The organism is Streptomyces sp. NBC_00316, from assembly GCF_036158715.1.
In the GTDB taxonomy this organism is placed as follows: domain Bacteria; phylum Actinomycetota; class Actinomycetes; order Streptomycetales; family Streptomycetaceae; genus Streptomyces.
Genome location: NZ_CP108023.1, coordinates 64,856 through 90,012, shown reverse-complemented (window position 1 = coordinate 90,012; position 25,157 = coordinate 64,856). Strand labels below are relative to the sequence as shown.

The following is a 25,157-nucleotide window of genomic DNA, read 5'->3' as shown; positions in this document are numbered from 1 at the left end:
TATCGACATGAGACATCGCATTGCAGTGGTCGGGAGCGGTCCTGCCGGCCTTACCCTCGCCCGCGTCCTGCACCGCCATGATCACCCCGTCACCGTCCTCGAACGCGATCCCGCCCCCGACGCCCGCCCCCCGGGCGGCACGCTGGACCTGCACGAAGGGATGGGTCAACTCGCGCTGGACAAGGCGGGGCTGCTGGCGGAGTTCCAGGCGCTCTCCCGTCCCGAGGGGCAGGCCATGCGCATCCTGGACGCGGACGGGACCGTCCTGCGCGACTGGCGACCCCGTCCAGATGACCGGGCCAATCCCGAGATCGACCGCGGGCAACTCCGGGACCTGCTGCTCGGCCCTCTCGACGTCCAGTGGGGGCGGGGCGTGACGCAGGTGGTGCCGGGGACCCGGGATGGCGTACTGGTCCATTTCGCGGACGGGCGACAGGAGACATTCGACCTCGTAGTCGGCGCGGACGGCGCCTGGTCCCGGATCCGCCCGGCAGTCTCGCCGGTGACGCCGCACTACACCGGCGTCACCTCGGTCGAGACCTCCCTGGACGACGTCGACACCCGCCACCCCGACCTCGCCCGGTTGATCGGCGACGGTTCCGTGGCGGTGTACGGAGTGAACCGAGCTCTCGTCGCCCAGCGCAACAGCGGCGGCCACGTCAAGGTGTACGCCCAGTTCCGCGCGCCGCTGGACTGGCACACGAACCTGGACCCGGCCGACGTCGAGGCCGTGCGATCGAGCCTGCTGGCTCTGTTCGACGGCTGGGCCGCTCCCGTCCTCGACCTCCTCCGCCACGGCACCGCTTTCGTCCACCGCCCCCTCTACGTCCTGCCCGTGTCCCACACCTGGACCCACGTCCCCGGGGTGACGCTACTGGGCGACGCCGCCCATCTGATGCCCCCATTGGGGGCGGGCGCGAACCTCGCGATGCTGGAAGGCGCCGAACTCGCCGAGTCCATCGCCACCGGCCCTGGAGATCTGGACGAGGCCGTCCGCGCCTTCGAGGAACCGATGTGGGCACGGGCCGACAGGTGGGCGAAGATCACGATGGCCGGTCTGGAACGCCTCGTGAGCCCGGACCCCGCCGAAGCCCTCGCCCTCTTCGACCAAGTCCAGCCATCCTGACCGCCAAGCGCGAGAGCACCAGCACCAACTCGTAAGCCCGCTTCTGTGCGGCGGCCGGCCGGGGCCATCACCGTGCTGCGCGCCCGTCACCCCCGGTTCGGACGCCCTTGCTGAATTCACCGTGGGGGCGGTGAAGAAAAGGGGGGCGGGAACCGACGGGGCGTTGGGAGGATGCCCGAGCTCGACACCCGATGGGAAGGACCCGACGACTATGGCTCGTGCCGTCACATTGATCCGCTCTGCCTCTTTGTCCGACGTTGCCGAGTACGCCTACGCGGCCACGGCGCCCGCAGAGTCACGCTTGATCTTCCTCGCCGGGGCGTGTCCGCTGAACGATGACGGCTCCACGGCAGCGGTCGGGGACTATGCGGGCCAGGCAACCAAGGCCATCGAGAACATGCAGGCTGCTCTCACGGCCTCGGGTGCATCGCTCCAGGACGTCATCAGTACAAGGGTTCTCGTCGCGTCGTCCCGGCGGGAAAATCTGGTGGCGGCCTGGGAGGTGGTCCGGGACTCGTTCGCCGACCATGACGTCCCCAGCACTTTGATGGGCGTCACGGTGCTCGGCTACAAGGACCAACTCGTCGAGATCGAAGCCGTCGCCGCTGTGCTCGATGCTTGAGATCCATGGGGACCGAGGTAAGCCCGGTTCCAAGATGCATGTCCTGTCCGACGCGACCGGACCGCCCCCAAGCGTCGCACTCTCCGCGGCCGACACCCACGACGGCCAGACAGACAGGCCTCTGGGTTCGACAGGGGCCAGATGCAGTGAAGGCCCGGTATCCACCGGGCCTTCACGTTCGAGTAGCGGGGACAGGATTTGAACCTGCGACCTCTGGGTTATGAGCCCAGCGAGCTACCGAGCTGCTCCACCCCGCGTCGGTACGGTGAACTGTACGGCACCGACCCGGCTCGGCCGAATCGGCAGCCGGTCTTGCGCTGCAGCGGGGCTCAGTTGGGGTCGTGTACCGGTGTTGGCGCCCGTGTTTTGGTGGGCGGGGTGCGCATGAGGCGCCAGCCGGTGTGCGGTGCGGGCGGCGTGCTCGCGGTCGCGTTCCGAGCCCGGACAAGGAGCGCGCCGAGACCTCGATGCTCGCCCTGCACCTGCTCCCCGGCCGGCCGCGCTCGTGCATGTCAACACGCTGCTGGTCCAGCAGGTGCTCGCCGATCCGGCCTGGGCGAAGAAGCTGAGCGACGAGGACCGAAGCGGCCTGACCACACTGTTCTGGTCCAACGTCAACCCGCGACTGGCTCGCGGCCTCGCCGAGCAAGGCGCCGAGCTGAAGGTGTCCGATGTGGATGATCAAAAAAGGATGCTGGCCAAGGAACTCGGCGCGGCATGGGTTGAACCCGGAGAGGCGATCACCACCGACACCGAGATCCTCGTCCCGGCCGCGGTCGGCGGAATCCTGCACCACGATGTGGTTTCCCGACTGCGCTGTGCGGCGATCGTCTGACCGGCGAACAACCAGCTCGTCACCGACGACGTCGCGGACTCCCTTCGGCAACGGGACATACTCTGGGCGCCCGATTTCGTGGCCAACGCCGGCGGCGTGATCTATGCGCTGGCCCGCGAGGTCGAGGGCGCCGGGCACGACGAGGCGATCGACCGGGTGCACGACATCGGCGCTGCGCTCGCCGAGATTCTCACAAACGCTGATCGTGCCGGCCGGACGACGCTCGCGACCGCGACCGACCTCGCGGCCACCCGGCTGAGGACAGCACTGTGAACCTGCACGTGCCGAAAACCCCCATCCATGAGTACGCTCATGCCGGTTGACCTGCGAGGACGTAATATTCGGCACCCGCAGAGTTACCGTCCTTCGCACGAAGGCCACGCTGGGTACGAGGAGTTGGGGATCCCCGCGTGACATGGGCGGTCACGCGCCTGTCCGGAATGCGCGAGGCCCCTCAGCAGACCCTGACAGTCTGGAGTGGTCCTTCCGGAATGTCGTCCTTCGGGCCAGGCCGAATCAGGTCGAGATCGTGGCGTTCGCAGGTGAGGGTGATCGCACAGTCAGCAGGAGTCGACGGCGCACGGGTACCTGAGCAGCCACGAGTTGGTCATGCAGCCACATGACCGATACAACCCCGGGCCCGGGTGCGTGATCGACGCATGAACCCCCGGGTGGTGGCGGAGGGCGCCCGACAACGTATGTGCTCCTGCGTTTCACCTCACCCGAGGGGTCTCCGTGCGCAGCGTTCCCATTTCCCGGCCAGGGCCGATCGCGCCTTCCGCGGTCGCCGCTCTGACGACAGGGGTCATACCGGCCACCGCCGCGGTAGCGGCGGACACCGGTCTCATGCCGTTTGCCGGCGTCGTTCACCAGCCGGCAGGGAGCGGTGGCACGCGCAGCGTCACCCTGATCACCGGTGACAAGGTCACGATCGGCACCGCTTGGTGGGCACCACGTTGACGGCCTCCGAAGGTTTGGCCACCGTCCGCACCCGCTCTGTCGAACTCGAAGCGTCCGTCGGCGTCCGGGGCCACACCCTCGCCCCCGAGGACGTGCCCGGCAGCTGGATATGGCTGATCACCGCCATCTCCTCGGTCCGCGCCGGTTACCGCCGGGGCGGTTACCGGTACTCCACTGCCGGCGTCCGAACCCGTACCGACACATGCCTGTCGACCGGGCAGGGCCAAGCCGCAGCGCTACTCACGCCCGTCCGCCCGGTCGGCGTGACGTCGGCCGCCTGACAGACCCGGAACGACTTCCGTGGACCAGCTGCGTGCCAAGAAACCCCAGTACACCGGGACAGCCGGCGAGTTGCTGCCCATCCGCCTGCCGAACCCTTGGAAGCGTTACGTGAGATCCGTGACCGAACCGGCGACATCCGCGGTATGCCGCCGCCCCCGCTTTGTCGGGCGCGATGCGGAACTGAGGCGTGTGACGGACGCGTTGCGGCGACTGCCCGCCCTTGTCCTGGTGGAGGGCGAGGCGGGCATCGGCAAGAGCCGCCTGGTGCGGGAGGCCTTGGCGGCGGTCGCCACCGGGGGTATGCGCACGCTGGTGGCGGTGTGCCCGCCGTTCCGGGAGGGCATGCCCCTCGGTCCGATCGTCGATGCCGCCCGGCAGGCCGCACCGAGCGGCACCGATGTGGCAGTCCTCGGACTGTCGGCGTTGGCCGGTACGCTGCGGCCGCTGTTCCCGGAATGGGCGCACGGCCTGCCGTCCGCGCCGGAGCCGCTGGCCGATGCCGGCGCCGCCCGGCACCGGCTGATCCGGGCCTTCGCCGAACTCCTGGACCGTCTCGGAATCGACGTCCTGGTCGTCGAGGACGTGCACTGGGCGGACGAGGCGACGCTGGAGTTCCTGCTGTTCCTGGCCTCCCGGCAGCCGTTCCCGCTCACTCTGGTGATGACCTGCCGGCCCGAGGAGGTGGCCGCCGACTCCCTGCTGCTGCGCCTGTCCTCCCGGGTACCGACGAGTGCGGGGATCAGCCACGCACGCGTCGGCCTGGGTGGACTCGCGGTGTCGGACACCGCGGAACTCGTGTCGTCGATGCTGGACGACGAACACGTCTCCACCGCCTTCGCCACATTCCTGCACGACCGGACCGAGGGCGTGCCGCTCGCGCTGGAGGAGTGCGTCCGGCTGCTGCGGGACCGGGCCGACCTGGTCCGGCGGGACGGCGAATGGATGCGGCGCACCCTCGACGAGATCGCCGTGCCACCGACTATCCGGGACGCCGTCACCGAGCGGGTGGCCCGGCTCGGGGCCGACGCCCGGCGGGTGCTGCTGGCGGCTGCCGTCCTGAGCGATCCGGCGGACGAGAGAACGCTGGGGACGGTCAGTGGTCTGACCGAGATCGGGAGCGGCCAGGAGGCGAACCCCGAGGGGCGGACAGGCCGTCCGGCAGGTTCCGCCATCGCGCCGGCTCAGGGGTCCGCCGCCACGGTGGTCGAATCAGCCGTCTCCGACGCGGTACGCAGTGGCCTGCTGGCCGAGGACGACTCCGGTTCGGGCCATATCGCGTTCCGGCACACGCTCGCCGCCCGGACGGTGTACGACCGGGCGCCGGCGTCCGAACGGCGCGCCGCCCACCGCCGCGCCGCCGCGCTGCTGGAGACCGCCCGGCCCCGGCCCGTCGGCCGGCTCGCCCGTCACTTCCGGCAGGCCGGCGAGATCGCGCGGTGGTGCGAGTACGCCGAGCAGGCGGCGGACATCGCCCTCGCGTCCGGTGACCACGTCACCGCCCTCACCTTTCTGCACGAATTGATCAACGAATCGGGGCTGCCCGCGGAAGCGGTCGCCCCATTGGTGCGGAAGATGCCGTTCCAGGCGTTCACCGGCTACACCCGGCGTGCGGATGTCCTGGCCACGTTGCGCGCCGTCCTCGAAACGGACCGGCTCAGCGCGCGCGACCGCGCCGAAGTGCGCGGCCAGCTCGCCCAGATCCTCATCCAGCTCGGTGAGTACGCGGCTGCGGCAGCGGAGTTGGAGCCGGCGATACCCGACCTCGTCGGCGGGACGTACGCCGGCGCCTGGGCGATGACCGCGCTCGGATATCCGGTGCTGAGCGGAACATGGCCGGCCACGACCCATCTGCGCTGGCTGGAGCGGGCTCGACGGTTCACCGCCGGTGCGACGCTCTCCCCGCACGAACGGCTGTCCCTGCTGGTCAATCGTACGGCCGCGCTGCTCGAACTCGGCGAGGAATCGGGCTGGGTGCTTGCCGGGGAACTGGGCGACGACGAGTCGACACCGCAGCTGGCCCTCCAACGCGGCCGAGCCGAACTGAACATCGGCGACGCGGCGATTCGGTGGGGACGGTACGCAGAGGCCCGGCGGCGGCTGACGAGCGCCGTCGATGTCGCGGGGCGGCACGGGTACCAGTTGCTCGCGGACCTGGCAGGGGTGACGCTCCTCCACCTCGACTACCTGACCGGCACGTGGCAGGGCCTGGCCGAGCGGGCCGGGCAGTGGTCGGACGTGGCCGAAGAGCCCTTGTGCCGGCTGCAGGCCCTGCTGGTGGTGGCCCAGGTGAAACTGGCGACGACTGGCGCGGACGAGGATGTCGAAGCTCTGCTGCGGACGGTGCGCGAGGAGGGCGAACGGCGCGGCGCCATCAGCCTGTGGCTGGAACCCGCCGCGGCACAGGCACGACTCAGGCTCGCCGCGGGTGACACCGAGGAGGCACTCGCACTGACCGAGGACCCCATACGGCTGGTCATGCGCAAGGGCATCTGGTTCATGGCGACGGATGTCGCACCCGCGCGAGTGACCGCTCTGACAGCGGCCGGGCGGCATGCGGAGGCCGAACGCCTCGTGACTGCGTTCCAGGACGGGCTGAGCGGGCGGCGCGCGCCCGCTGCGCATGCGGGGCTGGAGGAGTGCCGGGCTGCGCTCGCCGAGGGCCGGGGAGAGTTCGAAGCGGCGGCGCGGGCCTGGGGCGACGCGGCCCAGGCCTGGTCGCAGCTGCCGAGGCCGTATGCAGCGGCACGGGCACAGGAGGGCGTCGAGCGCTGCACGCCAGCCGCGCGGGGCGGGCGGCGCGGATACGGGAACCAGCTGTCACCGCGGGAGTTGGAGGTGGTACGGCTGATGCTGCAAGGCCTGACGAACCGTCAGATAGCTGTCGAGCTGTCGAGGTCGCCCAGCACCGTCACGGCGCAGTTGAAGTCGGCCATGCGCAAGTACGGGGTGACGTCCAGAACGGCGTTGGCCGTGAACGTGACGCAAGCGCGGAGCGTCTGAACGGCACGGACTCGTTCGTGCACGTCCACGCATTCTTTAGCCCATTTGGCCAATCGCTCGTGTCCGCTCACCAGACCCATACTCGCAGGCGCACGGCGTTCATCCGGGGGCGCAGCAACTGAGGGTTGTTCATGAGTGATGTCAAGGACATGAGTTCGTCCGAGCACGAACTTCACGGCGATCAGAACGAGCTGGAGGGCTCGGACGACGAGGACGCCGAACGCGAGGAGCCCTCCGGCTACGAACCGCTCTGACCCCGCCCCACCCCGACTGAAGGATTGTTTTCATGACAAGACGTGGGCGCTTGCGCGCTCCTGTTTCGTTCCTCATAGCCGCATGCCTCGGCATGTTCGCCGCGGCCCAGGTTCCCGCCATCGCGGCCGATCCGGCGGCCGGGGCCCGGAAACCCACCGCCGCCGTCCCGGCGGAGGTGGCACGGCAGGCAGAAAAGGCCGCTACTGCGGCCCGGCAGGACAACAAGCCCTCGCCGTCGAAAATCGCGGGCCTGGTTCACCGCTACGCGCCCGCCGACTGCAACACCCCGACGCCGAAGAAGCACACCGCGAGCTGCCAGGCGTTGGTGCGGACGACATCCGACCAGCGCGTCATGGTCAGAGCGGCCGGCCCACCGTCCACGGCCTTGACTCCCACGGACATCCAGTCCGCCTACCACCTTCCGGCCACTGGCCAGGGCCAGACCGTCGCGATCGTGGACGCCTATGGCTACGCCGACGCGGAGGCCGATCTCGGCAAGTACCGCGAACAGTTCGGACTGCCCGCGTGCACCACGGAGAACGGGTGCTTCCGCAAGGTCGACCAGCGAGGCGGCGTCAACTACCCGTCGGACGACCAGGGATGGTCGCTGGAGACCGCTCTCGACCTCGACGCGGTCTCGTCGGCCTGCCCCGCCTGCCACATCCTGCTGGTCCAGGGGGACAGTGCGAGCGTGGGTGACCTGGGTACCGCCGTCAATACCGCGGTGGAGCTCGGCGCCAAGTTCGTGTCCAACTCCTACGGTCTGGCGGACGCCAATGCGTCCGACCTGAGCGGCGCCGACTACGACCATCCCGGTGTGGTGGTCACCGCATCTTCCGGCGACACCGGCAACGAGGTCATCTGGCCGTCCTCCGACCCGAATGTCGTCGCCACCGGCGGTACGCTGCTGACCCGTGCCCCCGGCACCGCACGTGGCTGGACGGAGAGCGCCTGGTCCGGCGCCGGCAGCGGCTGCTCCACCTTCGAGCCGCAGCCGGACTACCAGAGCGGATCGGCGACGAACTGTCCCCGCAGAGCCACCGCAGACATCTCCGCGGTCGCCGACCCGCAAAGCGGCCTGGCGGTGTACAACTCGCTCAACGACGGCTGGCTCCAGGTGGGCGGCACGAGCCTGTCCTCGCCGCTGATCGCCGCGATGTACGCACTGGCGGGAACCCCGGCCGCGGGCACGTACCCGGTGCGCTCCCCCTACGCCCACCAGACCAAGGGCCTCTTCGACATCACCGAGGGCGTCAACGGCGCCTGCGGCGACGTGCTGTGCGAGGCCGGACCCGGCTGGGACGGGCCCACCGGACTCGGCACACCGGACGGCGTCTCCGCCCTCGTCCCGGCTCCGACCGGGGTCGTGAACGGCCGCGTCACGGACCGGACGACCGGTACGCCGCTCGCCGGGGCGACCGTCACGCTGACGGACAAGGCCGACCAGTTCCTGTCTCACGCCAAGACGGACAGCGCAGGCACCTACCGCGTCACCGTCCCAGCAGGCACCTACGACGTGTCGGCGTCGCTCTTCGGCTACGGGACCGGCACCCGCAGCGGCATCGCCGTGACCGCCGACCACACCGCCACCGCGGACTTGGCGCTGGCGAAGACACCGAACCGCAAGGTCACAGGCAAGGTGACCGACGGGTCCGGGCACGGCTGGCCGCTCTACGCCAAGATCACCATCGACGGCTACCCGAATGGGCCGGTGTACACCGACCCGAAGACCGGCGCCTACTCGGTGGACCTGCCCGAACAGGCCGACTACACGATTCACCTCACGCCGGTCTATCCCGGATACAAGTCGTCCGACTCCACCATCAAGATCGGTACGGGCGACGTACAGCGCAACGTCTCCGTGGCCGCGGACCTCGAGCAGTGCACCGCGCCCGGATTCGCCTATCCCGCACAAGCCTCCTTCGAGGGCTGGACCACGGATCCGAAGTACGGGTGGACCGTCACCAACAAGGACCCCTCCGCACTCGGCTGGCAGTTCGACGGGTCGTGGAACGTCATCGGCGACGCGGGCTTCGCGGTCGCCAACCCGTTCGGCAACGGCGGCAAGGCGCAGGACACGGCTCTGATCTCGCCGCCGTTCGACCTGACCGGGCAGAAGAATGCCGACCTGCGGTTCAATGTGGGTTCCTTGCTGCCGGCGGGCTCCGAGGCGGACGTGTCCGTCACCACCGACGGCGGCGCAACCTGGACGCGGGTGTACAAGGGCGAGGCCGAATTCTTCGGACACGTCGAGGTCCCGCTCACCCAGGCACTGGGCCACCGCAATGTCCAGGTCCGCTTCCACTTCAGCGGCGACGGCCAGTCGATCTTCGAGGTGTCCAGTGTGTCGGTCGGCCAGTGCCGGACGCTCGGCGGCGGGCTGATCCAGGGGAGCGTCAGCGAGGCCAACACTCATCAGCCGGTCAACGGCGCCACTGTCAAGAACACCTCCGCCGACGCCGTGGACATGTACCCCACCGCAGTCAGCACCGCCACCCCGAACGACCCCAACCTGTCTGACGGCTTCTACTGGCTGTACAGCTCGAAGGCTGGGCAGAACACGCTCACCACGACCGCTCCGCGGTACGTGACGGACAAGGCGACCGTCACCGCCTCCGACACGGTGCACACCTACAGCCCCGCGCTGCAGGCCGGACGGTTGAAGGTCGAGCCCGGCAAGGTGTCGCTGAACACCGCGCTGGGCGGCAAGGCGAGCCAGGACATCACGCTCACCAACACCGGACACGCGCCGCTCAGGGTCACGGTGGTCGAGCAGAACGCCCCTGCGTCCGACGCCGCCACGAAGCCGGCCCCGGCCGACGGGTCGTGGCAGACGCTGCCCGACTACCCCGAGCCGGTCAGGGGCAGTGTCGTCGGTTCATACCGGGGCAAGACGTACTCGGTGGGTGGAATGGACAAGTTTTGGGGAGGGCGCGTACTCAGCCACGGTTACGTGTACGAACAGGCCGCCGAGTCCTGGTCGCGGATCGCCGACCTGCCGCAGCCGCGGAACTCCGCCACAGGCGCGTTCGTGAACGGCACGCTGTACGTGGCCGGCGGCTTCGGCTACGACGCGAGCGGGGCCGTCGGATGGACATCCACCACCTACGCGTACCACCCGGACAGCGACAGCTGGTCACGGGTCGCGGATCTCCCGCAGGCACTGGCTGACGCCGCCGTCGCGGTACTGGACGGCAAGCTGTACGTGATCGGAGGAGTCCCGGCCGACGGGTCATCGAGTTCGACCGTTTACCGCTACGACCCGGCTCGTAACACCTGGAGCCGGATCGCCGACTATCCGGTCGCCATGAGCGCCGGCGGATGCGGTGGGATCGACGGCGGCATCGTGTGCGCGGGCGGCCTGAACGATTCGGACGGGCTCGTCACTGCCTTGGCGAACACGTACATCTACCACCCGAAGACCGACACCTGGACGCGGGCCACCGACATGCCGCACACCCAGCTCCGCGCGACGTACAGCTCCGCCAACGGTCAACTCCAGGTCGTCGGGGGAGTGGACGTTCCCCCGTTCGGCGTGGCGGCGACGACCCACCGGGCCATGCAGTACGACCCGGTGGCCAATGTCTGGACCGGCCTGCCCGGCGCACCCGAAGCGGTCGCCGATGCCGGGCGTGGCACCGGCTGCGGGCTTTCCCGGATCGGCGGGACAGCTGACGCATTCGGGATATCCACCACCACCGGCGCCGCGATGCTGACCGGGTTCGACCAGTGCGGCGGCGACGATGTGAGCTGGCTGTCGGAGAACAGGACGACGGTGAACCTGGCACCCGGCCGCTCGACGCGGATCCGGGTCACCGCAGACGCCAAGGCCCTCGCGGCCCCCGGCGGATACGCGGCCGGACTCTCCATGATCACCGACTCGCCGTACGTGTACCGGCCCGTCCCGGTCACCCTGAAGGCGACCGCCCCCGCCTCCTGGGCGGAGATCTCCGGCAAGGTCACCGACGCGGCCACCGGCAAGATCCTCCCCGGAGCGACGGTTTCCCTGTCACACGCGGGCAAGCACCTCATCACGGTCACGACCGACAGCCGCGGCGTGTACGACGTGTGGCTGAAGGCGACCGCGCCGGCCATCACCGTCAGCGATGACGGATACGGCAAGCGCAGCAAGAAGGTGAGCATGAAGCGCGGCAGCCTGACGAAGGCCGACTTCGCCCTGTCGGCCAGCTGAGCGCCGACGCACTCAGGGGATGCTCCCGCCGGAGACTTCCGGCGGGAGCATCCCCGTACGCGTTCTGAACCTCGGTGGGCGCGCCTCTGGCTTCCGGGAGGTGGCTCCGGCGATGCAGGGCACCGCGCGGGGCGCGGAAGCCGTTCGAGCCATCGGGTTCGGCACCGTGGCCGCCCGTTCTTCGATCATCTCTTCGGGAGGATTCGCTTCGGCAGCTCGCCGAACCGGGCGCGGCGCACCGTTTCGGCAGGGTCGGGGCTCTCCGGTGCAGGTTGCATTGCATCGTCTCCTCAGCAGTTTGGTGACGGCTCCCGGTCGGTTGTGGGCCGACATGGCCGGCGCGGGCCGGGGTGCGCCGCGAAGCCGTGCTTGTGCGGCCGGGTCTGGCCCCGGCCGGAGCGGGTCAGCCCAGGTAGAAGCCCCTGCGGGCGGCCACGTCCAATGGGGGAGTGCGAGGCTCGCGGGAGGGGTCAGGGGGGGCATGCATCCACGCCGCGATTGGGAGCATATGCTCGCATTTATCTGTTGGCAAGAGTGGGTGGCTCGGAGTGGACCCGTCGGCCCGCCGTCGACGGCGGGCGACTCTGTCGCATCTAGGAGTACCTGCTCGTATCATGGGTGGGCGAAGCTCTGGAGGAGACAATGACCACTGCGCCGACGGATCCCGGCGACTCGTGCAACAACCTGGCCCTGCGCAAGGCGGCCCGGTACATCGGTGCGACTTACGACAAGGCCCTGGCCCCCGTCGGTCTGCGTGCGACGCAGCTCAGCATCCTGCAGAAGCTGAGTGTGCACGGAGAAATGACGATCACCGGCCTCGCCGACGTGATCGCCATGGACCGCACGACGATGGCCTCCAACCTCAAGCCGCTTGCCCGCGAGGGTCTGGTGACCGTCGAATCATCGGCAGCCGACCGCCGTGCACGGATCGCCGCCATCACGCCGGACGGCCTCACCCGACTGAAGACGGCGCTACCACTATGGAATGCCGTGCAGGCCCAGTTCGAGGAGAACTTCGGCGCCGACGAGGCAGCCCATCTGCGCGCGCACCTCGAAGCCGTCCTTCACACCGGATTCGAGCCCTGGGCCGAGTAGGACACGACGCTTCTGGCGTTCCCGAGGGCTGACGCCGGTCGCCCTGACGTCACCGAAGTGCCCGTGAACACGCCGGGCGCGACGTACCCCTGCCCGCTTGACGCGGCTGCTTCCCTGGAGCGGGCGCATGAGGGAGTCGTCGAGGGTGTGTGAGATCGGGTGTCGGCGGCAGGGCGGGCAGGCAAGATCATCACGGAGTCGACTCTGTCGGCCGCGACGCAGGAACTGGTGAAGATCCGGGCCGGCCAGATCAACGGCTGTGGCTTCTGCACCGACATGCACACCAGGGACGCCATGCGCGTCGGGGAGACCTCGGTACGTCTCAACCTGATCGCGACCTGGGGTGAGGCCATGGTGTTCACCGAGGCCGAGCGGGCGGCCTTGGAACTGGCGGAACAGGGCACGCGCGTACGCGGCCGGTGGCGTCACCCACGAGGCCTGGGCGAACGCGGCCAACCACTACGACGAGGACCAGTTGGCCAGGTTGGTGTCCCTCATCGCCCTGATCAACGCTTACAACCGCATGAACGTCATCATTCAGCGGCCGGTCCGGCTTCGACGCCTCCATCGTTGACTTTCCGGTCGGCGGCGGCCACGGCATCACGCCCTGCAGCGCGGCCTTCGCTTCCTTCTTCCTCAACCCCATCCACACTCGATTACGGAGTCGATCCGAATGCCCAGGGCAAGGTCCGCCGTTGCGCAGGTCTCGCGGTCACGCCCTCGGTACCCGGCGCCCCGGAACCGGCGTGTCACCACGAACAAGTGCGCCGTGGCGTTCTACGACCGCTCGCGTAACAAAGCGGGATCTGGCACGACGTATGCACTGCGGCAACGCCGTCAATCTGCGGGCCTCCCGGGCCCGTCGCAAGCAACTTCCTTGACCGCCGGCGGCGGGCCGCTCCTTGAGAGGGGGCTCGTCAGGGTCGGCTGACGGAGATGTCGTCGGGGGCGTCGAGGGGGGCCGGGGTGAGGTCGATGGGGGATGCCTCGGTGTCCGGGCTTCCGCCTGGCCCGGTGATGCCGGTGCGCTGCCGGCGGCGGTCGTTGCACCAGGAGATCGCGCATGCCGCCAGGTACAGCAGGCTGATGGGGGTGGCGAGCAGCAGCATGCTGAGCGGGTCGGTGCTGGGGGTGGCGAGCGCCGCGAAGGCGACGATGCCCATGAGCATGCCGCGCCACCAGCCGGCCATCCGGCGTGCGCTGATCAGGCCGCCGAGGTTCAGCAGCACGAGGAGGACGGGGAGTTCGAAGGAGAGTCCGAAGACGAGGACCATGCGGGTGGCCAGGTCGAGGAAGTCGTCGACGGGCAGGAGGTTGGTGGCGTTGTCCGGGGTGAAGGAGATCAGCACCCGTGTCGTGGTCGGCAGACTCCAGTACGCCACGGCGGCGCCCGACAGGAACAGGGGGATGCCCGCCCCGAGAAAGGCCAGGGTGTATTTCTTCTCGTTGCGGTGCAGTCCTGGTGCGACGAAAGCCCACAGCTGGTACAGCCACAGAGGGCTCGCGGCGACGACCCCGACGGTGATCGATACCTTCAGCGCGAGGGTGAAGGGTGACAGAAGGCCGTTGAGGGAGATCACGCCGCAGCGGCCCGCGTCGTCCGCGCCGGCCGGTTGGCCCGGAGCGCAGCCGGGCAGGGGATCGATGAGGAATCCGATCAGCTGCTTGTAGAACAGAGCCGCAACGACGGTGATGAGCAGGATCGCTCCGACGGCCTTGAGCAGGCGGTTGCGCAGCTCGCGCAGGTGCTCCCCCAGGGACATAGGCGCGGCGTCATGTGCTGGTTGGATCGGCATGGGCGGTCCCGGTCCCTTCAAGTGCGGCACCAGCCGCGCGGGTGCCGGTCGGTGGCTTCGGCGTTTCAGCGCCGGTGGGAGGTGTATGCCTCCGGGGCCGTGTGCCGGCTCTCGGACGCGAGCTGGTGGGCTGCGGTGGCGTGAGCGGTCGGGGGTTCGTCCGCGTCGTCCTTCTGCATGGCCTTGGTCTCGCTCTTGAGGATCCGCAGCGACTGCCCGAAGGAGCGGGCCATATCGGGGAGCCGCTTGGCGCCGAACAGGAGCACGACGACGAGGAGGATGAGGATGATCTCGGGTGCTCCGAGCCTTCCGAACATGGGCGTTTCCTTTCCGAGGGTCTGAAGGCGCAGGGGCGGTGCTCCTGCGCGGTGGCCTGGCTGCGGGCGGATGCGGCAGCCAGGCGCTGCGTGCCGGTCGGTGTGTTGACGGGCCGGGCCGACGGCGAGGCGGCTGTGGTCCTTCCCGATTACGGGCCGTTCTTGTCGAGGCTGTAGCGCCCCTCGCCGGTGGCTTCCCGAGGCCGGTGGCCGGTGGCCGCGGCAAGCGGGCCGGGTGCGGCGCCCTTTCCGAGGCCCTTTGAGGTGTTGGTCCCGGCGGGGTCGAGCGGTTCGTCCCCGAGGCCGAGGTCGGCGGTCAGGTCGCCCAGACCCAGGCTCTGGTCACCCAGCAGGTTCTTGGCCACGAAGGTCTTCGGGTTGAGGTCCTCGAGATTCAGGTCCTTGAGCTCGGCGGGGAGTTCGTCGCGAATGCTCGCCTGAGCGCTCTGCGAGAGCTCGCGGAGTTTACGCAGGGCCCGCACGGTGTCGGACACCATCTTGGGGAGCTTGTCGGGCCCGACCAGAATGACGGCGAGCACGATCAGCGTCACAACTTCGAGTGGGCCGATGTCGGAAAACATCCATGCCTCCCGTTGGGGATAGTGAAGGCTCCGCCGCTCCTGAACAGGAGGCGAACCGTGGCGCGTCAGTCGTCCGAAAGGGAGCCTGCCGAAGGCAGGCCGGCCGCACGACGGCGTGCGGCTCCCCGGGGGCTGACCACCCCGCGTACGACTACGCAAGATCGTTCGCTCCGGTCCTGTCCGCCGGGACACCCGGCGGACAGGACGACCTCGGTCGAGAGCCCCTGCGGTGGGATCAGCGCAGGAGCCGGGCGGATATACCGGGCTCTTCGGTGAGGAGCTCCGGCTGCTCGAAGGCGGCGACGCTGCCGCCCGGTCGAGCGCGTTCCGTCACGCCCGGGCGGGCCCGGACGTCTGGCCGTCCGCTAGCGGGACGGGCCGGCGGTGCGGCGGTACGGGGCCAGGAAGCCCGTCAGTTCCGACAGCAACTTCCTGGGGGCCTGCTCGGCGACCCAGTGGCCTGCACCGGGAATGACCACCTGCTGCACGTCGTTCGCGAGGGGAACCATCGCCTTCCCGACCAGGTCACCCCAGCTTTCCGATCCGCCGATCGCCAGGACGGGCATCGTCAGCTTGTTCTCGGCGCGTGTCGCGTTCTGCGTGGTGGTGGCGTCCCACGCGCGGTAGAGACCGAAGCTGCCGCGCAGGGTTTCGGGGTCGGAGAAGAGACGGAAGTAGTACTCGCGCGCGTAGCCGGGCAGCTTCTGTCCGCCCTGGATGTCGAACTCGTAGCCGAAGAAGATCTCTTCCCGCCCGCTGACGAGCTGCTCGGTCAGCTGGTGGTCGACCCGGTTGAAGGGGATGTGCCAGAGCCTGTTGTTGTGCGCCTCGTCGATGAACAGCGGCGGCGAGGCCTCCAGCGTCGGGGGCCCGGGGACTTCCAGGAGGGCCACGCGGGCGACACGCTCTGGATGATCCGCCGCCAGCGCGTAACTGATGATCAGGCCGGTGTCGTGGCCGGCCACGGCGAACCGCTGGTGGCCGAGCGCGTCCATGAGTGCGATCAGGTCGTTGGCGAGGGTGCGGGTGTCGTACCCGTCGTGGGGTTTGTCGGTCAGTCCGATGCCACGCTGGTCGACGGCGATGACCGTGTGGTTGCGGGCCAGTTCGGGCATGAGCAGGCGCCACGCGTACCAGTTCTGCGGCCAGCCGTGCACCAGCAGCAGCGGCGGACCTTCGCCTCCGGTGACCACGTGCTGGCGCAGTCCGCCGGCGTGGACGAACCGGCTGGTGAACGTCTTGGCGAACCCGGCAGGCAGCCCCGGAGCCGTGGAGACCGAACCGAAACCCCTCGGCCTGCGCATGACGGGAGAGGCGGTGGCGGACGGCGTCAATCCGCCCACCAGCGAGATACCGGCTGCGGCAGCAGCAGAAGCAGCCGCGCCGCCGACGAAGCCGCGTCGGGACAGCCCGCGCCGGGCACGGTGTGACACCGGCTTTGATCCGGGGCCTTCCTGCGCGGGCGGCTCCATGGGAGACATGGTCATGAAAATTTTCCTTTCGAACGTTGCTTGAGCGTCAGGGCGCAGCCAGAACCCTCGAGGCTAAGGAGCATATACTCGTATTTGTGCCGGCTTCGGGATCCGACTGATGGTGCGCCGGGGCTGTGTTCAGGGGGTGATCGGGGCCGGCCGCCCTGCTGGCTGGTCGTCGCCTGTCATCCCCGGGTGACTGACGAGGTGTCAGCGGCCGGGGAACCGCTGCGTGATCTCCTGGAGCACCCAGCCGTTGCCGTCCGGGTCGCTGAAGGTGGCGAAGGAGCCGTAGGAGGCGCGGTCGGGGTGCGGGCCGGCAAGCCGGCCTTGGCCCTCGACCCGGTGGGTGACCTCTCCGGCCTCGTGGCTGTGGTAGAGCAGTCCTGCGGCGTCGTGGAAGACCTCGCTCACCTCGATGCCGCGACCGACGAGTTCCGCGCGGGCCTCCTCGATGTCGGAGACGGCGAGGTACAGGCCCTGGGCCGAGCCGGGTGCGGCGGAGGTGATCCCTGTGCCGAACATGATCGAGCACGCGGAGCCGGGCGGCGTGAAGTGCACCGCGCGCCAGTTCTCGCTGGCGGCCTTGTCGAGGTCCAGGCGGAATCCCATCTGCTCGTAGAAGGCCTTGGCTCGATCGACGTCGGAGACAGGCAGCATGGTGACTTCGAGCTTCATGTACATGTAGGGGTCCTTCTCTCTTGATGTCGGTGAATCTCACACCTGCGAGTCACCGGTCCATGGGGGCTGGGGGCGGCGGAGCGGTACGAGTTGCCCACCGGCTCGGGGATTGTGATCCGGGGGGGGTGGACGATGTCCGCCCCCGGTGTTCGGGAAACCGTGACCAGGGCGTACGCCCCGCGTGGCGCGGTGGCTCTTCCGGTCGATCCCATCGGACCACGGCGATGGATGCGTTCGCTGTCGCCGGCGCGGATGCGGCCTGGTCGCGAAGCGCTTGTCCACTCGCGAGCGAATTGCCCAGTCGTCGAAGCCCTTGAGCGGTGCTTCCTGAGCGATTCCCGCGCCGTCACAGTTAGGACCGTAAGTCATTAGCTCGCAACGTGCAACCTTCTGTGGAGAGAGGTTCGCGGCAAGCAGTTCGACGACGAACCGGTCCAAGGCGCCTCGCCGCTGTGCGGGAAGCGGGTGCCGTCACCGGGCCGGACGGCAAGGGGGCGCCGCTCTTTGCCCCCGCCCCCGCATCGAACGGCCGGCCGAAGCGATCCGCCGCCGGCCCGCGTCACCGGTACGGCGGCAGTCGCGGGCAGCCGCTTCCCCGGCACGTCGGCGAGCGAGCTGAGGGAACCGGCGCCCCGGCGACCGGAGGCGCCGCACCTACGGCCGGCGGTGCGCGCTTGCGGCCACGAGCGCGGCCCGGAAGGTGGGACGGCTTGCCAGTTCGGGGTGACCGCGTTCACCCCGCCGTCCAGCTCGGCGCCCCCGCATCTCCGTCGTCGGTCGTGGCCGCCCGGCGATGCGACGGGACGGGATGGCGGTCACCGGGCCTGTCGCCCCACCAGGCGGAGTGGGTACGTCGTGCCGCTCCTGGTCCTCGCGACAGGCGGGATGGTCACTTGTTCCCACCACGGCCGCGCGCCCCCGGATGCGGCCGTGCCCGGGACCGCTCTGCGGCGCACTGAAGATGCCCTGAGTCTGGTGTTCGGCGGGGTTGCCGTGGCAGGAGGCTGATGCCGCGTTCGGCGTGGAGTGCCGCGCGTGGGCGGTCGTTTGTCGATGCCGAGGTGCTGGATCCCGGCGATGGCGAGGTCGAGTTGTTCGGCGAGGTCCCGGTTGGTCCGTCGCGGGCGGGTGTGGCCCCCCGGCGATGAACTGGGGGCCATGGTGGGCGTCGCCCCAGGCCTGCCTCTTGCCGTTTCGATAATGAGAGCATGTGCTCCTATCGTCTCTATCGGTAAGCCCGGTCATGGCGACGTGGCCCCGATGCAGACGGATCTCGCCGACACGTGCAACAGCCTGGCGCTGCGCAAGGTCTGCACCAGCAAAAGCATGGCTCGGCACCCGGGGCAGTCACCACCTGATCATACGTCACCGCCTTGGCAGGTGACGTAGGTTGTGTGAGTGCCGAAATGCCACCCCGACAGGGGTTGTTCACAAGTCGATCGGAGCAGGCGTCGGCCCCGCGTATCCGGGCCGAGGTTCTACACCCTTCTGCCGCCACCGAATCGACACATCACGGAACGGAGCGGCAAGTTGCCGACTAAATTGAAGATCAACAAGCTGCGTTACCTGAGTGCAGCCGCCGGCATCGCCACTGTCGTCGCCGGTGGCGTCGCCATCGCCCCGCTGGCGTCGGCCGACACATCGACTTCCATCAGTGCGCACGTCGTTGACCAGCGCGCGAAAACTTTCGAGCTGGTCGGCAAACAGACCTCGCTCGAAGACCTCGATCTGGGCCGGGCGGGAATCAGCCCGGGTGACCAGCGCGTCATCCATGAAGACCTCTACCGCGACGGCGAGAAGGTCGGCGATCACAGTGTCGTCTGCACCTATACCCACGTCGATCCGGCCGTGCTCCAGTGTCTGGGCACCTTCTCTCTGCCTGAAGGGCAGTTCGCCGCGCAGGCGCTGCTCCACCTGCCCGCCCCGTCCTACGTCGACGTCGGCATCACCGGCGGATCAGGCGACTACCGCAACGCCCGGGGCTTTGTTCGCACCGTTCCCGCCGGTGACACCGAGAGGCACTTCACCGTCCACCTGAAGCGCTGACGGTTGGCTGCCGTACGCCCTCGCCGCCACGGCCGGCCCACTAGAGGTACGGGACTCCGACAGCAACCCGCCCGTCCCCTCACCCCTGGCCCTGGCCGAGGAAGAGAAGGCGGAATCCGAGCACGGCCGCGGCCTCCTCATCGTGGAAGCCCTGTGCACCGCGTGGAACAGCACTCCCAACGGCCGGGGTAAGACGGTCGCACTGGACCTGCCCATCCCTCATGCCTGAAGCAGGGTGCACCGGGCGGGCTGGCGAGGCACCTGCGGTGATCCCCCCGGTGCATGAGGTGCCGGGTGGCTGCACAGGTGAAACCGAAGAACGATTGTTGGCCAGCGTTGGCAGCAGTTCTGGCCTGACGTGCCTGGGGATGTTGGTCAGAACTGGGCACGGCTGGAGGTTCAGACATCGATTCGACGCATCCACCCTGGGAGGTCTGAGCGCGTGAAGGGATTGTTGAGCGTGCGCTCAAGGACGCGTTCGTCTGCGAGCGGTTGAGTCGGCCTGGAGCGCGGTTCCGATGTTGCCACCGGCCCGTTTCTCCAGGCTGCTCTCCGAACCCGGCGTACCTTGGCGGCCTCCGACGGGATGGACGCCCCGAGAGGAGTGAGGCTCAAGGTCGAGACCTCGTACGACGACGGAAAGAGCTGGACCGAAGCCACCACGGTACGGAAGGCCAGCGGTTTCACCGCCACCGTCGAACGGCCGTCACGTGTGCATGGCGACACCTATGTGACGCTGCGTGTGACCGCGACCGACGCGGCCGGGAACAGCGTCCAGCAGACGGTGGACCGGGCCTACCTGCACCGCGGCGTGGCCTGAGAGGCAGAGCAACGGCAACGCGGACAGGTTCAGCCGTTCTCCGGCGGGTGTCAGAGGCCCGAGCCTCTGGCACCCGCCGCACAAGCGGAGGCCCCCGCGCCGGCCAGGCCTCACGCAATCGCTGGAGCATCAGTCCCCAGAGTGACCAACTCACCATTGCTGGATGCTCTGTGCACTCATGCCCGCTTCTTACTCCATGCTCGACCGGCAGCCCGACCGCCCGATCCGTTGATACCCCCTTCACCAACCGAACCCCGGTGCCTCCGACTGGGGCGACATCGCGCCGGGCATGGGCAAGGCCGCAGTCCCTCGGTCGGGAACGCATCACGAGCAAACAGCGTCGGTACGGCGATCGGGAGGTGCCGGCCGCGATCGTGTTCGTCGCGAGGTCGGACTGCACGTGTCAGCAGCATCCCACCGCGCCGTACGAGCAGTCCGGGGCCACGGCACACCGTCGGTTCACCACATGGACTAACTGATCGTTTCGGAATGCGGTTCGGAGTCGTCTCAAGCAGATGATGCTGCAGGCGAGTTGGAGCAGTCCGAGGTGGAGGTCGGCGCTTATCTCGTAGCGGATGCGGAGTCGTTTGAACTGGTGGAGCCAGGCAAAGGTGCGCTCGACGACCCATCGGGTCTTGCCCAGGCCGGAGCCGTGCGGGGTGCCACGGCGGGCGATCTTGGACGTGATCCCACGAGCACGGACGAGACGGCGGTATTTGTCGAAGTCGTAGCCGCGGTCGGCGAACAACCGCCGGGGCCGGTGGCGTGGCCGGCCGCGCAGGCCACGAATGTGCGGTATGGCGTCCAGCAGCGGCATGAGCTGGGTGACGTCGTGACGGTTTCCGCTGGTCAGAGAGACGGCGAGCGGGGTTCCGTGCCGGTCGACGATCAGGTGGTGCTTGCTGCCGGGCCGGGCCCGGTCAACCGGCGAAGGTCCGGTGTGAGCCCCCCTTTGAGCGCCCGGACATGCGAGCCGTCGATCGCGGCGTCGTCCATCTCCAGAAGGCCTTCTTCACGTAGCTCCGCCAGCAGGACCTCGTGCAGGCGGGGCCACACTCCGGCCTCGGTCCAGTCCCGCAGACGCCGCCAGGCCGTCACCCCGCTGCAGCCGACCCGCTCCGCGGGGACGTCCCGCCAGCTCACGCTCTTGCACAGCACGTAAACAATGCCTCGCAGAGCAGCACGGTCATCCACCGGCAACCGCCCGGGATGCCGATGCCGACGAGGCGGACGAGGAGGCAGCAGCGGGGCTATGCGTTCCCACAGGTCATCAGGCACAAGGTCAGCAGACACCCAACAGATCCTGCCGACACAACACCCAACTTCCAAGCCACTACACCGATTTCATTCCGAAACGATCAGTAAGGCCCAGAGTGTGGAGGACGTCCGGGTGTTCTCGAACCAGCCAAGTCATCAACACGACTGCTACCAGGAGGACATGGGCATGTGCCGCTTCCTCAACGTGACCGACAGCATGGAAATCGAGGACGGCGGTCCGGCCACCGCCTGACCACCCGGGCCGCCTGCCACGGCAGGCGGCCCCCACCCCACCCGCCCAGCCCCGAAACTCCGCGGAGCACGACATGACCGACACCCTGAGGCTACCCACGATTGCCTATCGGCGTGTCCTGGAACTGGTGGCAGCGCGGTAGGAGGCCAGGAACGGGATGAGTGCTGCCAGCAGATCCTGAGGGGCTTCTTCGGCGACCCAGTGGCCACTGCCGGGGATGACCAGAGGCTGTACGTCGTCGGCTGCGAGCTTCATTGTGTTCGCGACCCCCCTCTCCGACACTTTCGGCTCCGCCGATCGCGAGAACGGGGATGGTCAGGTGTCGCTTCACCCGGTCGGCGTTCTGGGTGAACGTGGTGTCGAGGTCGCGGTACCAGCCGAAACTGCCGCTCAGGGCGTTGCGGTGCGAGGTGAGGGATTCGATGTAGTAGCGAATGGCGTAAGCGGGCAGCTTGCGCGCGGCTTTCATGTCGAGCTGCCAGCCGAAGTAGATGTCTTCCCGGCCTGCCACTAGACGTTCGTTGACGTCGTTGAGCCGGTTGAAGGGGAAGTGCCAGAGCATGTTGTTGGCCTGGGCCGGGCCGAGCAGGGGCGGTGAAGCTGTCACACCGGGGATGACGGCCTCTGCCACGGCGAGGCGGTCGACCCGGTCGCGGTGGTCGGCTGCGAGCGCGTAGGCGATCGGCATGCCGGTGTCGTGGCCGACGACGGCGAACCGTTCGTGGCCCAGGGCGTCCATCAGTGCGGCCAGATCGCCTGCGAGCGTGGCGGTGTCGTAGCCGTCGCGGGGCTTGTCGGTCAGTCCGATACCACGCTGGTCGACGGCGATGACCGTGTATTGCCGTGCGAGCACCGGCATGATCATGCGCCAGGCGTACCAGTTCTGAGGCCAGCCGTGTATCAGGAGCAGGGGAGGCCCGTCACCGCCGATGACGGCGTGCTGACGTATTCCGCCGGCGTGTATGAGCTGGCTGGTGAATGTCTGCCGAAACCCTGCGGGGAGCCACGGGACGCCGGATACCGAGCCGAATAGCTTCGGTGTCTGCCGGGGAGTGGCCGCGGCGGGCAGCGCTGCAACTCCGGTGAGTGCGGCACCAGCGGCGACCGCGGCCGCGCCGCCGACAAAGGCGCGGCGGGAGACCCGGGGTGAGGGCTGGCCCTCATGCGACGGCGGCATCGCGCCAGGGTCTGCCTGGTCGTGCGATTCGAATGACGACGGGTTCATGCTGGTTCCTTTCGTGGAGTTGCTCAGGTTCAGCAGCGCAGCGCTCAGGCCCAGCGCTCGGATCGGTGTTGCTGCGCGGAAGCCGCGTAGTGCTCCGACGCCGGTATGGGTGGACCACGCGGGTTGTCAGCTGCGCGCGTGAGCTCCTCTGCAGGCCCGGCGGCTGTTGGTACGGGCGTCGAGGCGACACCCCCCGACAGATTGCGAGCATATGCGCGTATTGCTGAAGGGGTAAGGACTGGCCGCCTGAGAGGCACTCCGCCTCTGCGGTGCGCGGGCGCAACCTTGCACTTAAGAGTAGTTGCTCGTATAGTGCGGATGAGCTCTGGAGGAGACGATGAATGCTGTGGCGTCGAAGGCTGATGAGTGCAACAACCTCGCGCTGCGAAAGGCATCGAGGTATCTCGGCGCGACCTACGACAAGGCGTTGGCACCGCTGGGCCTGCGGGCCACGCAGTTCAGCATCCTGCAGCAGCTCAGCGTGCACGAAGAAATGACGATCAGCGGTCTCGCCGACGTGATCGCCATGGACCGTACGACGATGGCGTCCAACCTCAAGCCGCTCGCGCGTGAGGGGCTGGTCACCATTGAGACGGCGGCCGCCGATCGCCGAGCGCGGAGTGTGATGATCACACCGGAAGGTCTGGCGCGGATGAAGGCGGCGCTTCCCTATTGGGAGGGCGTGCAAGCCGAGTTCGAGGAAAAGTTCGGCGCTGAGCCGGCGGCTCGGATGCGCACTCTTCTCGAGAATGTCCTCGGCACTGGCTTCGATCCCTGGGCCGAGTGAGTGTTTGCGGCCGCCTGGGGACGAGCACTGCTGGTTGGGCGGCACCCGTGCGGAATGTGGACGCCCTGTTCGGTGCGTAGCGCCACCGGATCGTAACCATTGGCAAAGTGCCTCGTCCGTGCTGGTGTCCGGATCACGCACCGTGTTACCTGCATCCAGATAGCAGCATTGAATGACGGCCTGCGTAGGTGGCTGAGCACCCCGCGAGCGGGGAATAGTCGGGGCCGCCGTTGCTGCTCGTGCTGACACCTCCGCTCTGAGTGCCACGGAGAATGTGCCGCAGATCGACTGGCTCAACCGCCCTGTGGACGTGACCGGACCTGTTGAATCGTCCGCGCCACCCGGCTCTTCTGGCAGGCGTCGAGCGCGGGTGAGTAGTGGCGCCGGCTCCTGCGACCTGCACTCCTGGACCGCTTCGGACGGCCCGGCCTGGCACGGCAATTCTTCCTTGATCCTGCGATGCATGGGCTGGTTGTCGACTGGAGTTACTGGGCGCGCCACGTTGCCGGCCATCTGCGGGTGGCCGGGCTCGTCAGCGAACTGCGGCTCGAAACCTTGGATCCTCCCGCTGTGCTGGGCCGGCTCCAGTAGCTCGGCCGCAGATCATGGCGGCGCGCAGATGATGACTCGTGGCTCCAGCCATGAACGGCCACGTCTACCCACCCTTGCCGCAAAGCAGTTAGGAGCATATGCTCCTAACTGTGGGTTCGCGGTCGTCTGCTGTCGGCCGCGGGCGCGCGGCCCCGGTCATTGCGATAATCGAAGGAATGTTCGATATGTGTGATCTCGTTACAGTTGCCACTGAGGCGCATGGAGGCCTAGCACGCTTCAACCAGTTCAGCTCAGCGACCGCGCATCTCCGCGTCGGAGGTTCGCTGTGGGGGCTGAAGGGGCAGGAGGGGATTCTGAGTCATACGGCTGTCTCGCTCGACCTGTACCGGCAGAGCGTCAGCCACTTTCCCTTTACCGCGCCCCACCTGCGGACCTCCTTTACCCCGCAGCGAGTGGCCGTCGAGACCTACGCGGGGGAGGTGGCGGCCGAGCGATTCGACCCTCGTGCTTCGTTCCCGGCTGACGTGCGTGCTGCGTGGGACGATCTGCACGTTGCCTACTTCGCCGGTTATGCAATGTGGACGTACCTCACGGCTCCGTTCACGTTCACCAGGCCGGGATTCAGGGCTGTGGAACTGTCTCCTGTCACAGAGCAGGGACAGAAGTGGAGGCGCCTGAAGGTCACTTTCCCCGACCACATCGCGACGCACAGCCAGGAGCAGGTCTTCTACTTCGACCCGGATGGGTTGCTGCGCAGGCATGATTACACGCCTGAGGTCATCAACGCCGGACTTGCCGCACACTACGTCGGTGAGTACAGGAAGTTTGACGGGATCATGATTCCGACCCGGCGGCGCGTCTACCGGCGCGGAGAGAACGGCACTGTGTTCCGGGACGTGGAACTCGTCGCTATCGACATCGAGAGCGTCCTGTTCATCTGACTCACCCCACGGCGCTGCGTGTGCGGCGCGCTTCCGCTCGCATATGGCCCGACCGGCAAGGT

Annotated in this window: 20 protein-coding genes, 1 tRNA gene and 3 pseudogenes; 16 read left to right on the top strand and 8 right to left on the bottom strand. The window is 68.4% G+C overall.

What is annotated here, in order from left to right; genetic code table 11:
* Positions 1 to 7: 7 nt before the first annotated feature.
* From OG878_RS00455 to OG878_RS00445, 3 genes and pseudogenes are all read left to right on the top strand, one after another.
* Entirely contained in the window at positions 8 to 1,126 is a 1,119-nt protein-coding gene (locus OG878_RS00455; RefSeq protein ID WP_328884859.1) for an FAD-dependent oxidoreductase, read from the top strand.
* A gap of 211 nt (positions 1,127 to 1,337) precedes the next feature.
* Positions 1,338 to 1,748 (top strand): RidA family protein, encoded by a 411-nt coding sequence (locus OG878_RS00450; RefSeq protein WP_328884858.1) that lies wholly within the window; start codon positions 1,338 to 1,340, stop codon positions 1,746 to 1,748.
* Between the two features lie 10 nt (positions 1,749 to 1,758).
* A pseudogene (locus tag OG878_RS00445) lies at positions 1,759 to 1,872 on the top strand (IS5/IS1182 family transposase); the annotation flags it as partial.
* A gap of 59 nt (positions 1,873 to 1,931) precedes the next feature.
* Here OG878_RS00445 and OG878_RS00440 read toward each other — a convergent pair.
* Positions 1,932 to 2,005, bottom strand: a tRNA-Met gene (locus tag OG878_RS00440).
* A gap of 248 nt (positions 2,006 to 2,253) precedes the next feature.
* On the opposite strand from OG878_RS00440, the gene OG878_RS00435 reads away from it, so the two are divergent.
* The 8 genes and pseudogenes from OG878_RS00435 to OG878_RS00400 all read left to right on the top strand — a co-directional run.
* Positions 2,254 to 2,583 (top strand): hypothetical protein, encoded by a 330-nt coding sequence (locus OG878_RS00435; RefSeq protein ID WP_328884857.1) that lies wholly within the window; start codon positions 2,254 to 2,256, stop codon positions 2,581 to 2,583.
* Positions 2,584 to 2,661: 78 nt separating this feature from the next.
* The gene (locus OG878_RS00430) at positions 2,662 to 2,856 is read left to right on the top strand and encodes a hypothetical protein (protein ID WP_328884856.1); all 195 of its coding nucleotides are present in this window, start codon (positions 2,662 to 2,664) and stop codon (positions 2,854 to 2,856) included.
* Between the two features lie 668 nt (positions 2,857 to 3,524).
* Positions 3,525 to 3,824 carry a hypothetical protein gene (locus OG878_RS00425; RefSeq protein ID WP_328884855.1) on the top strand — a complete coding sequence of 100 codons (300 nt, stop codon included), beginning with the start codon at positions 3,525 to 3,527 and terminating at the stop codon, positions 3,822 to 3,824.
* Positions 3,825 to 3,843: 19 nt separating this feature from the next.
* Positions 3,844 to 6,825, top strand: a complete 2,982-nt coding sequence (locus OG878_RS00420; protein WP_328884854.1) for an ATP-binding protein — start codon at positions 3,844 to 3,846, stop codon at positions 6,823 to 6,825.
* 131 nt (positions 6,826 to 6,956) lie between these two features.
* A complete protein-coding gene (locus tag OG878_RS00415; RefSeq protein ID WP_328884853.1) occupies positions 6,957 to 7,079 on the top strand; it encodes a hypothetical protein in 123 nt (40 codons plus the stop codon).
* A 32-nt stretch (positions 7,080 to 7,111) separates the two neighbouring features.
* Positions 7,112 to 11,272, top strand: a complete 4,161-nt coding sequence (locus OG878_RS00410) for a carboxypeptidase regulatory-like domain-containing protein (protein WP_328884852.1) — start codon at positions 7,112 to 7,114, stop codon at positions 11,270 to 11,272.
* A 642-nt stretch (positions 11,273 to 11,914) separates the two neighbouring features.
* Positions 11,915 to 12,367 carry a MarR family winged helix-turn-helix transcriptional regulator gene (locus OG878_RS00405; protein WP_328884851.1) on the top strand — a complete coding sequence of 151 codons (453 nt, stop codon included), beginning with the start codon at positions 11,915 to 11,917 and terminating at the stop codon, positions 12,365 to 12,367.
* A 177-nt stretch (positions 12,368 to 12,544) separates the two neighbouring features.
* A pseudogene (locus OG878_RS00400) lies at positions 12,545 to 12,941 on the top strand (carboxymuconolactone decarboxylase family protein); the annotation flags it as partial.
* A 343-nt stretch (positions 12,942 to 13,284) separates the two neighbouring features.
* Here OG878_RS00400 and tatC read toward each other — a convergent pair.
* The 5 genes from tatC to OG878_RS00375 form a co-directional block, all read right to left on the bottom strand.
* Positions 13,285 to 14,130, bottom strand: a complete 846-nt coding sequence (gene tatC, locus OG878_RS00395; RefSeq protein ID WP_328884850.1) for a twin-arginine translocase subunit TatC — start codon at positions 14,128 to 14,130, stop codon at positions 13,285 to 13,287.
* A gap of 98 nt (positions 14,131 to 14,228) precedes the next feature.
* Positions 14,229 to 14,480: a Sec-independent protein translocase subunit TatA gene (tatA, locus tag OG878_RS00390; protein WP_328884849.1), complete on the bottom strand. Its 252-nt coding sequence runs from the start codon at positions 14,478 to 14,480 to the stop codon at positions 14,229 to 14,231.
* A gap of 149 nt (positions 14,481 to 14,629) precedes the next feature.
* On the bottom strand, positions 14,630 to 15,061 hold the full coding sequence (locus OG878_RS00385; RefSeq protein ID WP_328884848.1) for a Sec-independent protein translocase subunit TatB: 432 nt from the start codon (positions 15,059 to 15,061) through the stop codon (positions 14,630 to 14,632).
* Positions 15,062 to 15,426: 365 nt separating this feature from the next.
* Positions 15,427 to 16,548: an alpha/beta fold hydrolase gene (locus OG878_RS00380; RefSeq protein WP_328884847.1), complete on the bottom strand. Its 1,122-nt coding sequence runs from the start codon at positions 16,546 to 16,548 to the stop codon at positions 15,427 to 15,429.
* Between the two features lie 195 nt (positions 16,549 to 16,743).
* Entirely contained in the window at positions 16,744 to 17,217 is a 474-nt protein-coding gene (locus OG878_RS00375; protein ID WP_328884846.1) for a VOC family protein, read from the bottom strand.
* Positions 17,218 to 18,756: 1,539 nt separating this feature from the next.
* On the opposite strand from OG878_RS00375, the gene OG878_RS00370 reads away from it, so the two are divergent.
* Complete coding sequence (locus tag OG878_RS00370; protein ID WP_328884845.1) at positions 18,757 to 19,260, top strand: allene oxide cyclase barrel-like domain-containing protein; 504 nt, start codon at positions 18,757 to 18,759, stop codon at positions 19,258 to 19,260.
* Positions 19,261 to 19,846: 586 nt separating this feature from the next.
* Entirely contained in the window at positions 19,847 to 20,080 is a 234-nt protein-coding gene (locus tag OG878_RS00365) for a hypothetical protein (RefSeq protein ID WP_328884844.1), read from the top strand.
* 493 nt (positions 20,081 to 20,573) lie between these two features.
* Here OG878_RS00365 and OG878_RS00355 read toward each other — a convergent pair.
* Positions 20,574 to 21,373, bottom strand: a pseudogene (locus OG878_RS00355) (IS5 family transposase); the annotation flags it as partial.
* Positions 21,374 to 21,681: 308 nt separating this feature from the next.
* A complete protein-coding gene (locus tag OG878_RS00350) occupies positions 21,682 to 22,455 on the bottom strand; it encodes an alpha/beta fold hydrolase (RefSeq protein ID WP_328884843.1) in 774 nt (257 codons plus the stop codon).
* A gap of 697 nt (positions 22,456 to 23,152) precedes the next feature.
* Between OG878_RS00350 and OG878_RS00345 the strand changes: the two genes are divergently transcribed.
* From OG878_RS00345 to OG878_RS00335, 3 genes are all read left to right on the top strand, one after another.
* Complete coding sequence (locus OG878_RS00345) at positions 23,153 to 23,602, top strand: MarR family winged helix-turn-helix transcriptional regulator (RefSeq protein ID WP_328884842.1); 450 nt, start codon at positions 23,153 to 23,155, stop codon at positions 23,600 to 23,602.
* Between the two features lie 390 nt (positions 23,603 to 23,992).
* Positions 23,993 to 24,193: a hypothetical protein gene (locus OG878_RS00340; RefSeq protein ID WP_328891085.1), complete on the top strand. Its 201-nt coding sequence runs from the start codon at positions 23,993 to 23,995 to the stop codon at positions 24,191 to 24,193.
* 98 nt (positions 24,194 to 24,291) lie between these two features.
* Complete coding sequence (locus tag OG878_RS00335; protein ID WP_328884841.1) at positions 24,292 to 25,095, top strand: hypothetical protein; 804 nt, start codon at positions 24,292 to 24,294, stop codon at positions 25,093 to 25,095.
* Positions 25,096 to 25,157: the final 62 nt, after the last annotated feature.

Bases quoted from the DNA above. Each gene is read 5' to 3' on its own strand.
- OG878_RS00455 (WP_328884859.1), top strand. From the start codon at position 8: ATGAGACATCGCATTGCAGTGGTCGGGAGCGGTCCTGCCGGCCTTACC.
- OG878_RS00450 (WP_328884858.1), top strand. From the start codon at position 1,338: ATGGCTCGTGCCGTCACATTGATCCGCTCTGCCTCTTTGTCCGACGTT.
- OG878_RS00415 (WP_328884853.1), top strand. From the start codon at position 6,957: ATGAGTGATGTCAAGGACATGAGTTCGTCCGAGCACGAACTTCACGGC.
- OG878_RS00410 (WP_328884852.1), top strand. From the start codon at position 7,112: ATGACAAGACGTGGGCGCTTGCGCGCTCCTGTTTCGTTCCTCATAGCC.
- OG878_RS00405 (WP_328884851.1), top strand. From the start codon at position 11,915: ATGACCACTGCGCCGACGGATCCCGGCGACTCGTGCAACAACCTGGCC.
- tatC (WP_328884850.1), bottom strand. From the start codon at position 14,130: ATGTCCCTGGGGGAGCACCTGCGCGAGCTGCGCAACCGCCTGCTCAAG.
- tatA (WP_328884849.1), bottom strand. From the start codon at position 14,480: ATGTTCGGAAGGCTCGGAGCACCCGAGATCATCCTCATCCTCCTCGTC.
- OG878_RS00385 (WP_328884848.1), bottom strand. From the start codon at position 15,061: ATGTTTTCCGACATCGGCCCACTCGAAGTTGTGACGCTGATCGTGCTC.
- OG878_RS00380 (WP_328884847.1), bottom strand. From the start codon at position 16,548: ATGACCATGTCTCCCATGGAGCCGCCCGCGCAGGAAGGCCCCGGATCA.
- OG878_RS00375 (WP_328884846.1), bottom strand. From the start codon at position 17,217: ATGTACATGAAGCTCGAAGTCACCATGCTGCCTGTCTCCGACGTCGAT.
- OG878_RS00365 (WP_328884844.1), top strand. From the start codon at position 19,847: ATGGACGCCCCGAGAGGAGTGAGGCTCAAGGTCGAGACCTCGTACGAC.
- OG878_RS00350 (WP_328884843.1), bottom strand. From the start codon at position 22,455: ATGATCATGCCGGTGCTCGCACGGCAATACACGGTCATCGCCGTCGAC.
- OG878_RS00345 (WP_328884842.1), top strand. From the start codon at position 23,153: ATGAATGCTGTGGCGTCGAAGGCTGATGAGTGCAACAACCTCGCGCTG.
- OG878_RS00335 (WP_328884841.1), top strand. From the start codon at position 24,292: ATGCTCCTAACTGTGGGTTCGCGGTCGTCTGCTGTCGGCCGCGGGCGC.